This is a genomic window from Thermosynechococcus sp. QS41, from assembly GCF_031583515.1.
Lineage (GTDB): Bacteria > Cyanobacteriota > Cyanobacteriia > Thermosynechococcales > Thermosynechococcaceae > Thermosynechococcus.
On record NZ_CP134181.1, the window covers coordinates 890,928 to 905,136 of the forward strand.

The 14,209-nt window shown below is 53.0% G+C and carries 13 protein-coding genes; 7 read left to right on the forward strand and 6 right to left on the reverse strand.

All coding sequences use genetic code 11. The features are described from left to right. The first annotated feature begins 22 nt into the window (after positions 1 to 22). Positions 23 to 1,834, forward strand: coding sequence for an ABC transporter ATP-binding protein (locus RHJ80_RS04195; RefSeq protein ID WP_310801531.1), 1,812 nt, complete (start codon positions 23 to 25; stop codon positions 1,832 to 1,834). On the opposite strand, the gene ppk1 is transcribed toward RHJ80_RS04195, so the two are convergent. Next, positions 1,831 to 4,029, reverse strand: a complete 2,199-nt coding sequence (gene ppk1 / locus RHJ80_RS04200; protein ID WP_310801532.1) for a polyphosphate kinase 1 — start codon at positions 4,027 to 4,029, stop codon at positions 1,831 to 1,833. The genes RHJ80_RS04195 and ppk1 overlap by 4 nt on opposite strands. Before the next feature lie 132 nt (positions 4,030 to 4,161). Here ppk1 and lysS point away from each other — a divergent pair, with 132 nt between their 5' ends. The 3 genes from lysS to RHJ80_RS04215 all read left to right on the forward strand — a co-directional run bounded on the left by lysS (position 4,162) and on the right by RHJ80_RS04215 (position 6,875). Next, the gene (lysS, locus tag RHJ80_RS04205; protein ID WP_310801533.1) at positions 4,162 to 5,682 is read left to right on the forward strand and encodes a lysine--tRNA ligase; all 1,521 of its coding nucleotides are present in this window, start codon (positions 4,162 to 4,164) and stop codon (positions 5,680 to 5,682) included. 76 nt (positions 5,683 to 5,758) lie between these two features. Next, the gene (clpS, locus tag RHJ80_RS04210) at positions 5,759 to 6,040 is read left to right on the forward strand and encodes an ATP-dependent Clp protease adapter ClpS (RefSeq protein WP_024123996.1); all 282 of its coding nucleotides are present in this window, start codon (positions 5,759 to 5,761) and stop codon (positions 6,038 to 6,040) included. Positions 6,041 to 6,068: 28 nt separating this feature from the next. Then, on the forward strand, positions 6,069 to 6,875 hold the full coding sequence (locus tag RHJ80_RS04215; protein ID WP_206201202.1) for a CPBP family intramembrane glutamic endopeptidase: 807 nt from the start codon (positions 6,069 to 6,071) through the stop codon (positions 6,873 to 6,875). Here the strand turns inward: RHJ80_RS04215 and RHJ80_RS04220 are convergent. The 5 genes from RHJ80_RS04220 to RHJ80_RS04240 form a co-directional block, all read right to left on the reverse strand. Further along, positions 6,847 to 8,175, reverse strand: a complete 1,329-nt coding sequence (locus tag RHJ80_RS04220; RefSeq protein WP_310744147.1) for a 16S rRNA (cytosine(967)-C(5))-methyltransferase — start codon at positions 8,173 to 8,175, stop codon at positions 6,847 to 6,849. The two genes, RHJ80_RS04215 and RHJ80_RS04220, sit on opposite strands and share 29 nt — an antisense overlap. Continuing rightward, positions 8,166 to 8,624: a DUF3531 family protein gene (locus RHJ80_RS04225; protein WP_149820062.1), complete on the reverse strand. Its 459-nt coding sequence runs from the start codon at positions 8,622 to 8,624 to the stop codon at positions 8,166 to 8,168. Before RHJ80_RS04225 ends, RHJ80_RS04220 begins: the two co-directional genes overlap by 10 nt. Next, positions 8,621 to 9,181, reverse strand: coding sequence for a glutathione S-transferase family protein (locus RHJ80_RS04230; RefSeq protein ID WP_310438467.1), 561 nt, complete (start codon positions 9,179 to 9,181; stop codon positions 8,621 to 8,623). The genes RHJ80_RS04225 and RHJ80_RS04230 overlap by 4 nt, the downstream gene beginning before the upstream one ends. Before the next feature lie 94 nt (positions 9,182 to 9,275). After that, positions 9,276 to 9,911 carry a dethiobiotin synthase gene (bioD, locus tag RHJ80_RS04235; protein ID WP_310801534.1) on the reverse strand — a complete coding sequence of 212 codons (636 nt, stop codon included), beginning with the start codon at positions 9,909 to 9,911 and terminating at the stop codon, positions 9,276 to 9,278. Between the two features lie 100 nt (positions 9,912 to 10,011). Next, entirely contained in the window at positions 10,012 to 10,653 is a 642-nt protein-coding gene (locus RHJ80_RS04240; RefSeq protein ID WP_302678944.1) for an L-threonylcarbamoyladenylate synthase, read from the reverse strand. Between the two features lie 183 nt (positions 10,654 to 10,836). On the opposite strand from RHJ80_RS04240, the gene RHJ80_RS04245 reads away from it, so the two are divergent. Genes RHJ80_RS04245 through secF form a run of 3 tightly spaced genes read left to right on the forward strand, consistent with a single transcriptional unit; the run spans position 10,837 to position 14,203 of the window. Then, positions 10,837 to 11,820, forward strand: coding sequence for an alpha-ketoacid dehydrogenase subunit beta (locus tag RHJ80_RS04245; protein ID WP_310744258.1), 984 nt, complete (start codon positions 10,837 to 10,839; stop codon positions 11,818 to 11,820). Between the two features lie 2 nt (positions 11,821 to 11,822). Beyond that, positions 11,823 to 13,253, forward strand: coding sequence for a protein translocase subunit SecD (gene secD / locus RHJ80_RS04250; RefSeq protein ID WP_206201206.1), 1,431 nt, complete (start codon positions 11,823 to 11,825; stop codon positions 13,251 to 13,253). Next, entirely contained in the window at positions 13,250 to 14,203 is a 954-nt protein-coding gene (gene secF, locus RHJ80_RS04255) for a protein translocase subunit SecF (RefSeq protein WP_206201207.1), read from the forward strand. The genes secD and secF overlap by 4 nt, the downstream gene beginning before the upstream one ends. Positions 14,204 to 14,209: the final 6 nt, after the last annotated feature.

Genomic DNA, 14,209 nt, shown 5'->3' on the forward strand with positions numbered 1-14,209 from the left:
GCGTTGTTACCCCTAAAACGGAATGTTAAAGCACCCTGCACTGCGCTCCCTTGGCAAAATTTGGCGACTACTGGATCGGGGCGATCGCTGGCAACTGGCAGGCATTGGTGTCTTGATGCTCATTGGCAGTATTTGGGAAGCCTTGGGGGTGGGTTTGGTGCTGCCCTTTATTGCTGTCGTCGAAAAACCGGAACGCTTAAACGCCCTCCTATTTTGGCGAGAGGTTCCTCTAACCCCTGCAGAGCAATCCCAGTGGCTATTGATCCTCAGTGCTGCTCTAGGGCTTTTATATGTGGGCAAGAACCTGTTTATTGCCTTGAGCACCTATCTTCAGTTGGAGTTTCTGAACAGTAAGTACCGCAAGTTCTCAAGTTTATTATTGCAATCCTATCTCTACAAACCCTACACATTTCACCTACAAAACAATACTGCTAAACTAATCCAGAATGTAAATACTGAAATAAATAATGTTTTTAATTTGTATCTCCTGCCTTTATTAGTTATTTTTTCTGAATCTCTAATTGTTTTTGCCATATTTTCAGTCATTATTTGGAGTAACCCTCTCATCTCAATCTTGGTTATTATCCTAATCTCAACTCTATCCTTGCTTTTCTTTCAAGCCTTTCGCCATAAGCTCAAGGAAGTGGGTCAACGTCGCATTGATTATGCTCAAAAATCGATCCAAAGTATTAGTGAGAGTTTGGGCGGCATCAAAGAAGCGAAAGTCCTAGGTCGCGAGCAGCAATTCCTGAAGACCTATGCTGAAAACATGACTGAAGACCGCAAAGCAAACTTAGTTTTGCAGTTTATTCAGCAGTTACCCCGTGCTTATTTTGAAACGTTAGCTGTTCTCACAATTATTCTTATTGTTATCCTCAACTTGCTTCAGCGGGGCAACGTGGCACAAGTTCTGCCGCTAATTTCTCTATTTGCAGCTGCAGCGTTTCGTCTGTTGCCATCGGCAACTCGCTTAACCAACAACCTTAACTCCGTTATTTACTATTCTGCTTCTGTTGATTTGTTGTATGACGATCTTTTAGAAGCCAGAATGTTGCAGGCTCCCTCTACCGCTGCTGCAGCAGCAGAACCAATTTTTCAGGATCGCCTCGAACTAATTGATCTGCACTACACCTATCCCAATGCCCCTCGGCCAGCCCTCTGTGGGGTTTCTCTGACTATCAAACAGGGGGAAATGGTTGGCTTTGTTGGAGCCTCAGGGGCAGGGAAAACCACGATTGTCGATCTAATTTTGGGACTCCTAGAACCTTCTCAAGGGGATATTCGTGTGGATGGTGAGAGTATTTACCACAACCTTGCCCAATGGCAACGGCAGATTGGCTATATTCCCCAAACCATTTATCTTTCCGATGACACGCTGCGCCACAACATTGCCTTTGGCTTACCGGCAGAGGCCATTGATGAAACCGCCCTGTGGGCGGCGGTAGAAGCAGCTCAGTTAGCCACCTTTGTCCATACCCTGCCAAAGGGCCTAGACACTGTTGTCGGTGAACGGGGGGTGCGCCTTTCGGGAGGACAGCGCCAGCGAATTGGCATTGCCCGCGCCCTTTACCACAACCCCTCAGTGCTCATTATGGATGAAGCAACAGCAGCTCTCGATAACCAAACGGAAGCGGGAGTGATGGATGCGATTCAAGCCCTTAGTGGTGCAAAAACCATTATTATGATTGCCCACCGCCTCAGCACTGTCATGGCGTGCGATCGCCTGTACCTAATGGCCAATGGCCAAGTGGCGGCTGTCGGGAGCTACCAAGAACTCCTGCAAAACAGTCCAGACTTTCGAGCCATGGCGCAAGGGTATGCAGGCGCTAGCTAGCGGCTCGCTTCTACTTCCTTGAGGGTACGTGCCATTAAAACACGGTGGGTACCGCGTTCGGGTTCGCCGGAGGCTGGCTGTCGTTGCTGGTAGGTGCCATCGGGTTGCAGCTCCCATGCTTGGCGATTGTCTGCCAACATAATTTCCAGCAGCTCTTTGAGTTCCAGTTGAATGGTTGGATCTTGAATGGGGGTAATGGCTTCAACGCGGCGGTCTAAGTTGCGCGATCGCCAGTCGGCACTGCCAATGTAGTACTCTGGCTCGCCATTGTTGCCAAAGTAAAAAATCCGTGAGTGCTCCAAAAAGCGGCCAATGATACTAATCACCCGAATGCGATCGCTCACCCCCGGTACCCCCGGCCGCAGACAGCACATGCCACGAATAATTAGATCAATTTCTACCCCTGCTTGGGACGCCTCATAGAGGGCACGAATCACCTGCGTATCTGTGATCGCATTCATCTTGGCAATAATTCGGCCGGGGTGACCATTGCGGGCGTGTTCAATCTCACGGTAAATCAATTGCAGCGTGCGATCGCGCATTGTGACCGGGGCAACGAGAAGCTGGCGATAATCCCGTTGGCGGGAATAGCCCGTGAGCACATTAAAGAGTTCCGAGAGATCCGCTCCTAACTCGTCACGGCAGGAAAACAGCCCTAGGTCCTCATAGAGGCCAGCAGTTTTGGGATTGTAATTGCCCGTGCCAATGTGGACATAGCGACGAATTTGCCCCGCCTCTTGGCGCACAACCAAAACCGTTTTTGTGTGGGTCTTGAGACCCGGTACGCCATAGACCACGTGGACGCCCACTTTTTCCAGCTTCCGTGCCCAGAGGATATTGTTCTCCTCGTCAAAGCGCGCCTTCAGTTCCACCAAGACCGCCACCTGTTTGCCATTCTCTGCGGCTTTAATCAGGGCACTGACAATCGGCGAGTCCCCTGAGGTGCGATAGAGGGTCATTTTAATCGCCAGCACCTGGGGATCGTGGGCCGCCAAGGTGATAAAGCGCTGCACCGTTGCCGCAAAGGAATGGTAGGGGTGGTGCACCAGAATATCTCCCTCCCGAATCAGGCTAAATAGTTCATTGGCCACGGCTTCCCAGTAGTCGGTGCCCAAAGTTGTAATCTCACTGGTGGTGTCAAACATTGACTCCCGCTCTTCCACCCGCTGAAAACGGGGAGGCACTTGGGGGTGCCATTCCGAATCCTTCAAGTGGGGCAGGGGCAAGCTCATAAAGGCAAACAAATCATTGAGGCACAACAGACCATCCAGTTCATAGACATCAATCTCCTCAAGATCCATCTCTTCCATCAGGGTTTGCCTCAGAAGCGGTGGAATGCCCCGCTGCACCTCTAGACGCACCACAGAGCCGAAGCGCCGTTTACGAATTTCCTGCTCAATGGCAATCAGTAAATCATCCGCCTTGTCCGTTTCTAGTTCGAGGTCAGCACTACGGGTAATGCGAAAGGCAAAGTAGGCCTGAATCTCCATCCCCGGAAAGAGGGCACTGAGGTTGTGGGCAATCATTTCTTCGAGGGGAACGCCTAGCCAATGGGCACCTTGAGGCGAGTGCAAATGTTGGGGCAGGGCAACAAAGCGCGGAAACCGATTCGGTACCTTCACCCGTGCCAGTCGCTCTTGGCCAGATTCGGGATCACGGATCAGAACCGCAAGGTTGAGGCTGAGGCTAGAGATATAGGGAAAGGGGTGCGCCGGATCGACTGCTAAGGGGGTGAGCACCGGAAAAACTTGCGCTTGGAAGTAGTCGTTGAGGTAGGCCTGCTGCTCAGGGGTCAACTCATTAAAGCGGGTGAGAAAAATGGCTTCCTTGGCCAAGAGAGCACGCAATTCTTGGTCGAAATAGCGGTGTTGCTCAGTAACGATTGGTAGCAGATATTGCCGCACTGCTTGTAATTGCTCCGCTGGGGGCATGCCATCGGCTCCCCCTTGAACAATGCCACTTTCCACTTGCTGCTTCAAACCCGCCACCCGCACCATGAAAAATTCATCTAAGTTGGAACTGAAAATGGCCATAAATTTCAGCCGCTCTAGGAGCGGTGTGCGGGGGTCATAGGCCTCGTGGAGTACCCGCTTATTAAATTCCAGCCAACTCAGGGAGCGGTTGAAGTAGTACTGCGGATTCTGGAGGTCAATGGGGTTAGACACTTTACGGCGAGGGGACTTCGCAGGGGTCATAGCCGTTTGTTCTACGTTGTCGGTTGCACTAGCATCCACTGTACTCGATTCCCCTTTAGCAGCGTTGGTACCGATTCCAGAGCGTACAATGAGAAGGTTAAGGTTTGCTAATCGTGGAGAGTTTCTACCAATATGGCCGACGTGGGGGCAACGGGAGCCGAAATTCGGGCAACACGGATTGAGAAAGCCAAAACACTGCAAGCACAGGGCATGAACCCCTATGCCTATCGTTGGGAGCGCACCCATACTGCAGCAGTTCTGCAAGAAAAATATGCTCACTTGGCCGCTGGTGAAGCGGTGGACGATCGCGTCAGTGTCGCCGGTCGGATTATGGCGCGGCGCGTCTTTGGCAAGCTGGCCTTTTTTACACTTCAGGACGACAGCGGCACAATTCAGCTTTACCTCGATAAGCAAACCATTAGCCAAGGCATGGGGGAAGCCGCCTTTGCCGATTTGAAACACCTGACGGATGTCGGCGATATCCTTGGCGCTGTGGGCACCCTCAAGCGCACAGAAAAGGGTGAACTCTCGGTTGTGGTGGAATCCTACAGCATGCTCACGAAGTCATTGCTGCCTCTGCCGGACAAGTGGCACGGCCTCACGGATGTGGAAAAACGCTATCGTCAGCGCTATGTGGATCTCATTGTCAACCCCCACGTACGCGATACGTTCCGCAAGCGAGCACTGATCACCGCCGCCATTCGCCGCTACCTCAATGAACAAGGCTTTATTGAAATTGAAACGCCGGTGCTACAGGCGGAAGCCGGGGGAGCCGAGGCTCGTCCTTTCATTACCTATCACAACACGCTGGAGATGCAGCTTTATTTGCGCATTGCCACAGAACTGCACCTGAAGCGCCTGATTGTCGGTGGTTTTGAGAAGGTCTATGAACTGGGGCGCATCTTTCGCAATGAGGGCATCTCAACCAAGCACAACCCTGAATTTACGTCCATTGAGGTCTATCAGGCCTACGCCGACTACAACGATATGATGACGCTGACGGAGGCAATCATCACCACAGCAGCGATGGAGGTGTTGGGCACGCTCAAGATGACTTATCAAGGGGAAACGATTGATCTGACGCCGCCATGGCGACGGGTGACCATGCACGATGCAGTGTTGCAAGCCACTGGGATTGATTTTCGCCAATTGTGCGATCTAGCAGCGGCGAAGAAAGCAGCCCAAAAAGCAGGGGTAAAAGACTTAGACGCCTGTGACACGATTGGCCGAGTGCTTAACGAAGTGTTTGAGCAGACTGTTGAACCGACATTGATTCAACCCACCTTTGTTCTTGACTATCCTGTGGAGATTTCCCCCTTGGCCAAGCCCCACCGCAGCCAACCGGGACTGGTGGAGCGATTTGAATTATTTATCGTTGGTCGCGAACACGCCAATAGTTTTTCGGAGTTAACGGATCCATTGGATCAACGGCAACGCTTGGAGGAACAGGCACGGCGCAAAGCGGCTGGGGATTTGGAAGCCCACAGTGTTGATGAAGATTTCCTCACAGCTCTAGAGCATGGAATGCCACCCACAGGAGGCCTAGGGATTGGTATTGACCGCTTGGTGATGTTGCTGACGGATTCCCCCAGTATTCGCGATGTGATTGCTTTCCCACTGTTGCGTCCGGAATCGGCAAGTGGTCAAGTTTGATCCGTTTGCTAAAATCTTAAGCATATTTGCTGAATTCCTGATACTGAATGTCCACTGAATGGAGGCATGGCCAACAATGTCAGTGCAAACCATTGAAAAACCAGCAACCGTTCGCAAGTTGGCGCCCCGCTATCGTGTGCTCCTTCACAATGACAATGTCAATTCCATGGAGTATGTGGTGGAGGTATTGCTGAAGACGGTGCCGAGCCTCACCCAACCGCAAGCCGTGGATATCATGATGGAGGCGCACCTGACGGGGGTGGCCTTGGTGATCACCTGTGCCCTTGAGCATGCTGAATTTTATTGTGAAGGCCTGAAAATGGCAGGGCTGACGAGTACCATTGAACCGACTGAATAGGCCAATTTTCGCTCAATTTTGGCGGCAAATGATCCGCCGTCCCTTCTGGATTCGCATCGTTAGTTTTGCCCTAACGCTGGTGCTGCTGTGGCTGCCCATCGGTTTGAGCATCTATTTTCTCTGGGGAGAGGGCGGTGCTGCCAGCTTTGTCAATATGGGGCTGTTGTACCTCATCTTTATTCTCTTGCTGCGAGTCTGGGGACGGCGGGTACACCAACAGCGATCGCCCCTAGTGTTTTATGGCCTTAAGGGGGGGTGGAACTTTGGGCGGGATACCCTGCTGGGCTGGCTGGCGGGGATGTTTTTGGTTGCCCTGCTATTTCTCATCGAAGGACTCTTGGGCTGGATAACGTGGCAGGGGCTACCGGATCGCTTTGGGCTACTGCTGTTGGATGGCGTCCTCACCGGTGTTGCTGTGGGCTTTGCTGAGGAATTGCTGTTTCGCGGCTGGCTGTTGCAGGAGCTAGAGCTAGAGTACCAACCATGGTTTGCCTTGGTGCTCAATGGCCTGATCTTTGCCGCGTTGCACTATCTGCATCCCTTGGAGGTCATTTTGGCCACATGGCCGCAGTTTTTCGGCTTGGCACTGTTGGGCTGGATTCTTGGTTTGAGTAAATGGATCTTTGGCGGACGATTGGGCTTTCCCATGGGACTCCACGGTGGCTTGGTCTGGGCTTATTTTGGTGTCAACGTGGGCAAATTGGTGAGCTATACGGGGGTAGCGCCAGAGTGGCTAACCGGCATCAATGGCAACCCGATCGCTGGCTTGATGGGGGTAGGTCTTTTAATTTTGGTGGCCTTGGGGCTTAGCTACCGCGTCGCAACCGCACCATAAAAAAGCCATCCATATCGTGCCGTTGCGGCCACACGGTGATCCAGCCTTCGGGGGTAGCTTTGAGGGGAAAGGTTGGGGGTGGCGGCTCAATGTGCCACTGGGGATGGTGAGCTAAAAAGTGTTGAATCTGGGCTTCATTTTCGGCAGGTTCTAGGCTACAGGTGGCATAGACAAGCAAACCTTGGGGTTTCACCCACTGGCAAACATTGGCTAAGAGTTGAGCTTGCAGGGGCACTAGTTCAGCCAAGCGTGTTCTCAGGGGTTGCCAGCGGCTATCGGCATGGCGGTGGAGGGTACCTGTACCGGAGCAGGGCACATCTAAAAGAACGCGATCGCCCATCGCTGCAAAATCCCCTGCTGTTGAACTATCAAGGGTGTGAATTTCAATACTCTTCAGGCCGAGGCGATCGCGATTTTGCGCCAACTTCCGCAGGCGACTGGGGGTGCGATCGCAGGCAATGACGCGGCCTTGGTCAGCCATCAACTCAGCAATATGCGTGGTTTTACCCCCCGGGGCTGCACAGGCATCAATCACAACTTCACCGGGCTGCGGAGCCAGCAAATGACTGACCCACTGCGCTGCCCGATCCTGAACTGACCAGTGGCCTGCGGCATAACTAGGGAGTGACTGCATGGGTTGGCCACAGTGGGGCAGGACGAGTCCTTGGGGCAAGTCGGGAATCGGTTTCAGGCTATAACCTGCTGCCTCAAAGTCAGCCATCAGTTGGTTAGTCGTTGTCCGCAATGGATTGAGGCGCAGATCAAGGCGGGGGGGATGATTAAACCACTGACAGAGGGCAATGCATTGCTCTTGTCCTAAACGCTCCAACCAAGATGCAATCAGCTCATCGGGAAAGCTATAGCGACATCCCAGTTGGGAGACCAAGGGCAGGGGAGCAATGAGAGCCTCAAGGGGATCGGTGGTGGAGCGGCTGTAACGGCGCAAGACCCCATTCACCAGTTTGGCAAAGCCGCCTAAACCCATCTCTTTGACCAGTTCAACACTGGTGTCCACGGCAGCATGGGGGGGAACGCGATCCAGATAGCGCAATTGGTAGAGGCCAAGGCGCAACACTAACTGTACCTTCAAGGGCGGCAGTTGCTGACAAAACCCCTGAACAAGGGTATCTAGGGTGCGCTGTTGGCGGATAGTCCCATAGACCAGTTCAGTGATCAGGGCGCGATCGCCTTCCTTGAGAGACCGCTGCTGCAACACCTGATGAAGTGCCACATCGGCATAGGCTCCCTTGGCCACCCGTTCTAGGGCATCGAGGGCAAGACGCCGCGCACTTAGTTCCACGCCGATTGTTCAATCATTTCCCGCTGTTCACTGGTGGCGATCGGCCATTCGGGGTTGTCACCGCCAATGACAAGCGTTTTTAAGGGTACATAGTCCTCACTGAATTGATTGAGGGCATTAATCAGGACATCCAAGGCTAAAGCGTCACTGGTGCCCAAGTCAAACCAGCAGCGTGCCCAGCGATCGTTGTATTCAAACTCGCCCATATTGTGCATCACGGCCATCATCGAACTGTCGGCTTGGGCGCGATCGTACTCTAGGTAACTGAGGTCTAACCCCGTTTCCTGGACTTGGAGATTCTCAGCATTGAATCCCCCCAGCTTCCCGAGGAAAAACCACGAGTTAAACACTTCCTCAAGGTACTGCTGCTCAACGGATGAAGGCGGTGCGGCAAATTCCACCCAAATCCATAAATCAAAGGGATCGACCTCACGAAAGATCACATTCATACCCCAGCCCCCAGTAAGCCTTTCTGGAATGCAGGCCGTTGTTGCAAGCGAGCCACGTAGTCCGCCACTGCAGGATAGGGACTCAAATCCACCTGAAAGAGCATCTGTAGATAGGCCAGCACTGACCCGAGGGCGACATCGGCAACGGAAAAGTCATTGCCGAGAATGTAGGATTGCCCTGTAAGGGTTGTTTCAATGCCCTTAAGCAAAGGGGGAAGCTGGCGATCGCGCGTTTCAGGCGGAAACATTGCCTGTGTCAAGGTGGAATTGGCAAACAGCACCCACTGATAAACTTGGGCAGCGGCAGCCGCATCCTTGGGTAATTTACCGTGAACTTGGGCAAGATAAAGCAAAATCGCCCCCGATTCCCAGAGCACGACATCCCCATCAACAATCACAGGCACTTTACCCATGGGGTTGAGTTTGAGAAAGTCGGGCTGATGTTGCTCCCCGGCTTGTAGATCCATCAGCACAAATTCATAGGGAATTCCCAATTCTTCTAAATACCAGCGAACAATACTGGCGCGGGATTTAGCACCACCATAGAGCTTTAGCATAGGTCAGTTGCAGCGATCGACGTGTCAATGAAATCTAAATCATTTTTATTATGCGCTTTGATTAGCCTCAAAATAATTTCCCGGCTCGCCGTCCTCAACGCCAAAGCAGATGCAGCGGCCATTCAGCCACTATTTCCGCCAACTGTTCATTGGAGTGTTGACCACAGGGCAGTACCCCCAGCACGGGCACTTGGGTAAAACGGCTGAGAAATTCTGGTGGTGTCCACTGCACAATATCCGTGTCGCTACAGGGGGTGACACAGTTGAGAATCAGACCGCGAATGTCCAGCTTGTACTGCCGTGCAAGGGCAATATTGGCCACAATTTGGGCGATCGCCCCCAAGCGCACCGTTGCCACCAAGACAATGGGCAACTTCCAAGCGGCTGCCAAGTCCGCCACCGTCCACTCCCAAGTCATGGGCGACCCTAGACCGCCAATCCCTTCCACTAAAAGGTAATCAAATCGCTGCTGAAGCTGCTGGTAGGTGTGCCACACAGGGGCTAAATCAATCGTGCGCTGTTCCAACTCAGCGGCAATGGGAGGCGCAAGGGGTGCTGCAAAACTGAGGGGACACACTTCACTGGCGGTTTGTTGCAGAGGCAGAGTTTGGCAGTAGTAGTCACCGTCTCCGATTTCGACCGCAGTACCGCTCTGCATTGGTTTGAGAATGCCCCAGCGTTCTTGGGGACGATAGCGATGGGCGTAAGACCACAGTGCCCGCGTGATCATCGTTTTGCCCACACCGGTATCCACACCCGTAATCAGTAGGGACTGGCAATGCTGAGAAATAGTGACGCCCCCCTAACGCGAAAATGCTCAATCATTATATCTATTTCATTAAATGTGACGGCAAAATAATGTTGGGCAATATTGGTCGCAAGTCATCCACAGACACAGGGCCAAAGTTCATAATGGTTGGGTATTCAAGGGTGAAGTCCACGAGGGTTCCCCGCCGTCCATAGGCACAGCGCCCCCCATCCACAATCAGCGGCACTTGCTCGCCATAGTATTTTTGGGCGTCCTCAAAGCTGACAATGAGTTCCGTCCCCACTTTCACCGTTGCTGCCACCAAAAAGAAGGGCAAGGCACCCACGAGATCGTAGATAAAGCGATCGGGACAAGCGAGATAGACACAATCAAAACCCTGCGTAATTTGTGGGTCTAGGTGGGGCTTGCCCTTGACAATCATAGTGACGGGGTAGGGAAAGTGAGCCAGCAGGGTTTTTGCCTCTTGGGAGAGGTCTGCCACTTCAGCCGCGCGATCGCCCCGGGTGAGAATGGCTAAGGGCTGTTCCGTACTAAAGTGCTTGAGACGACGCAGCTTCGCGATCGCCCTTGGACTCGTGCCGTTGACGACAAAGCTATAGACCGTGGCCATGGGCAGAATAATGACATGATCCTGCTGCAAGTGGGTTTGAATGGTTTGAAAGCTGCGAGTATCAGCGGGGAGCGATCGCGCCAAGGTGGTCATGTTTGGTACTCCGAAAATCATTAGGCAGTAAATGCGCCCTTGATCTCTAGTCTATGCTCAATAGGTTTTAGGGGGAGTTGAGAATAGATTGCGTTTAATGATGAGTCTGATAAGCATGATCGCAAGCGGTGCAGTTTCAACTACCCTAGGAAATAGTCCTTAATGAGTGTATGCCGCGCAACCATGGCCGAGACCTTAATGTTTAATGCCCTTCGTGCTGCCATTGATGAAGAAATGGAGCGTGACCCCACAGTGTTTGTGCTGGGGGAAGATGTGGGACATTATGGCGGCTCCTACAAAGTCACCAAAGACCTCTACAAAAAGTATGGTGAACTGCGTCTATTGGATACCCCCATTGCTGAAAATAGCTTTACCGGCATGGCGATCGGGGCAGCAATGACCGGCTTGCGTCCCATTGTCGAGGGCATGAACATGGGCTTTTTGCTCTTGGCCTTCAATCAAATCGCCAACAATGCTGGCATGCTGCGCTACACCTCTGGCGGCAACTTTAAAATTCCGATTGTGATTCGCGGTCCCGGCGGTGTTGGCCGGCAATTGGGGGCAGAGCACTCGCAGCGTCTTGAAGCCTACTTTCAAGCAGTCCCCGGATTAAAAATTGTTGCCTGCTCAACCCCCTACAACGCCAAGGGCTTGCTCAAATCGGCGATTCGTGATCCCAACCCAGTGCTGTTCTTTGAGCATGTACTCCTGTACAACCTCAAGGAGGATATTCCAGAAGAGGAATATCTGCTGCCCCTCAATAAAGCTGAGATTGTCCGCAGTGGCGAAGATGTTACCATTTTGACCTACTCGCGGATGCGCCACCATGTGCTGCAAGCGGTGAAAACCCTTGAAAAAGAGGGCTACGACCCCGAAGTGATTGACCTAATTTCCCTAAAGCCTTTGGACTTTGAGACAATTGGTGCCTCGATTCGTAAAACGCATCGGGTGGTGATTGTCGAAGAGTGCATGAAAACCGGTGGCATTGGGGCTGAGCTTTCGGCCTCGATTATGGAACGCTACTTTGACGAACTGGATGCCCCTGTGGTCCGCCTTTCCTCCCAAGATATTCCCACCCCCTACAACGGTACCCTAGAGAATCTCACAATTGTGCAACCGCCCCAAATTGTAGCGGCCGTGCAGCAGCTGGTGCAGGGACAGGTCTAACCATGGGTAAATATCGCGGCTGGCTGATTGTCATTTTGGTCTTGCTGATGGCCGCCACGTGGGTCATTGTGCGCACACCGGCTCGACTGGGCTTAGATCTGCGGGGGGGTGCCCAACTGACGTTGCAGGTGCAAACAACGGATAAGGTGCCCCAAATTACGCCCCAAGTGCTGGCGGCAGTGCAAGGGGTGGTGCAACGGCGGATTGATGGCTTGGGTGTTGCCGAAGCTGTGGTGCAAACTGCTGGGGATGACAAGCTCTTGGTGCAATTGCCGGGGGTCACCGATCCTCAGCAGGCGGAACGGATTCTCAAGGGGACGGCACAACTGCTCTTTGCCGCCCAGAAGCCGGGCACAGAGACCCAATTGCAAATTGAGCGGCAACTTCAGTCGCAACTGCTCTTGGAACAGGCGCAACTCTTGGCGGAGCAGGCTCAAAATGCCAATCATCCTGATGCCCTGAAGGAGATTGAGGCAAAGCTGGCCAAAAACCGTGAATCCCTTGAAAAAAGCCAGCAGGCGATCGCCCGCCTCTTCACACCCTCGGATTTGACAGGCGCAATGCTCAGGGAAGCCTTTGCCAGTCCCGTCGCCCCGGGATCCCCGAACTGGAGTGTGATTGTCCGTTTTGACAGCCAAGGGGCTGAACTTTTTGCCCAACTGACCAAGGAGATTGCTGGCACGGGGCGCAGCCTGGGGATTTTTCTTGACGATCGCCTGATTAGTGCGCCAACGGTGGCGGTGGAATATGCAGAAACAGGGATTGTTGGCGGCAGTGCAGAGATTTCCGGTGGCTTCACTGCCCAAACTGCCAATGATTTAGCCATTCAGTTACAAGGGGGGGCGCTGCCCGTTCCCCTCGAGGTGGTGGAAAACCGCACGGTGGGGGCTTCGCTGGGTCAAGATAGCATTCGCGATAGCCTCTATGCCGGTTTGGCGGGCTTGGTGCTGGTGCTGATCTTTATGGTGGCCTACTACCGCCTGCCGGGATTGATTGCCGATATTGCCCTGATTCTCTACGCCATCTTTACCTACGCGGCGTTTCTGCTGTTTGGGGTGACGCTGACACTGCCGGGGATTGCGGGCTTTATTCTCAGTATTGGTATGGCGGTGGATGCCAATGTGCTGATTTTTGAGCGCACCCGCGAGGAATTACGGGCAGGCAAAACCCTCTACCGTTCCGTTGAATCGGGGTTCGATCGCGCCTTTGCCAGTATTCTCGATAGCAATGTCACCACCTTGATTGCCTGTGCTGCCCTCTTTGCCTTGGGGACAGGGTTTGTGCGCGGTTTTGCCGTGACCCTTGCCATCGGGATCGGCATTAGTATGTTTACGGCGCTGACCTGTAGTCGCACGTTCTTGTTTTACGCCATTAGCATTCCCAGTCTGCGTCAGCCCAATTGGTTCTGTCCAAAACTGGAGAGCTTTCGATGAGCTTTAGTGTCAATCGCCAGCGATCGCTCTGGTGGGGGTTATCCTTAGTAGTCATTCTCAGTGGCCTTGTGGCAATGGCCATCTCTTGGGTGTCCCTAGGGAGTCCCCTGCGCTTGGGCTTGGATTTTATCGGTGGCACACGGCTGCAATTTGAACTGGCCTGTAGCGCTACGCAGACCTGTTCTCAGCCGATTGATATTGATGCGGTGCGTCAAGTGCTTAATCAGCAAGGCCTAGGCAACAGCAGCCTGCAAATTATTGATCAGTACGGGGTGAGTATTCGAACGGTACCCCTCGATGTGGATCAGCGCACTCGCCTCAGTGCTGCCCTCACGCAGAAAATTGGTGACTTTGACCCCCAGAAAACGCAGATTGAGACCGTTGGCCCTACCCTTGGCGAAGAAATCCTGCGATCGGGGTTGCTGGCGCTCTTGGTGTCGTTTATTGGCATTACGATCTATCTCACGCTGCGTTTTCAGTTTGACTATGCCTGTTTTGCCCTTGTCGCCCTTGTCCACGATGTGTTGGTGACCACGGGGGTGTTTGCCATTTTGGGACTCGTGGCAGGGGTGGAAATTGATAGCCTCTTTATTGTGGCGCTGCTCACGATCATTGGTTTTTCTGTGAACGATACGGTGGTGATCTACGATCGCGTGCGGGAAACCCTGAAGCTCAACCCTGACCTCGGCATTAAAGAGGTGGTGGATCAGGCGGTTGTGCAAACCCTTGGCCGCTCGATTAATACCACCCTAACGACCCTACTGCCCCTGATTACGATCTTCATCTTTGGCGGTGACACGCTGCGCTACTTTGCCCTAGCGCTGATCATTGGTTTCACGACGGGGGCTTATTCCAGTATTTTTATTGCCAGTACCCTCCTTGCTTGGTGGCGCGATCGCCAGCCGCCTCGTCCCGCCACGAATACACTGGAGACAACGCCTACGCCCTAACTGGTT

Bases quoted from the DNA above. Each gene is read 5' to 3' on its own strand.
- RHJ80_RS04195 (WP_310801531.1), top strand. From the start codon at position 23: ATGTTAAAGCACCCTGCACTGCGCTCCCTTGGCAAAATTTGGCGACTA.
- ppk1 (WP_310801532.1), bottom strand. From the start codon at position 4,029: ATGACCCCTGCGAAGTCCCCTCGCCGTAAAGTGTCTAACCCCATTGAC.
- lysS (WP_310801533.1), top strand. From the start codon at position 4,162: ATGGCCGACGTGGGGGCAACGGGAGCCGAAATTCGGGCAACACGGATT.
- clpS (WP_024123996.1), top strand. From the start codon at position 5,759: ATGTCAGTGCAAACCATTGAAAAACCAGCAACCGTTCGCAAGTTGGCG.
- RHJ80_RS04215 (WP_206201202.1), top strand. From the start codon at position 6,069: ATGATCCGCCGTCCCTTCTGGATTCGCATCGTTAGTTTTGCCCTAACG.
- RHJ80_RS04225 (WP_149820062.1), bottom strand. From the start codon at position 8,624: ATGAATGTGATCTTTCGTGAGGTCGATCCCTTTGATTTATGGATTTGG.
- RHJ80_RS04230 (WP_310438467.1), bottom strand. From the start codon at position 9,181: ATGCTAAAGCTCTATGGTGGTGCTAAATCCCGCGCCAGTATTGTTCGC.
- bioD (WP_310801534.1), bottom strand. From the start codon at position 9,911: ATGATCACGCGGGCACTGTGGTCTTACGCCCATCGCTATCGTCCCCAA.
- RHJ80_RS04240 (WP_302678944.1), bottom strand. From the start codon at position 10,653: ATGACCACCTTGGCGCGATCGCTCCCCGCTGATACTCGCAGCTTTCAA.
- RHJ80_RS04245 (WP_310744258.1), top strand. From the start codon at position 10,837: ATGGCCGAGACCTTAATGTTTAATGCCCTTCGTGCTGCCATTGATGAA.
- secD (WP_206201206.1), top strand. From the start codon at position 11,823: ATGGGTAAATATCGCGGCTGGCTGATTGTCATTTTGGTCTTGCTGATG.
- secF (WP_206201207.1), top strand. From the start codon at position 13,250: ATGAGCTTTAGTGTCAATCGCCAGCGATCGCTCTGGTGGGGGTTATCC.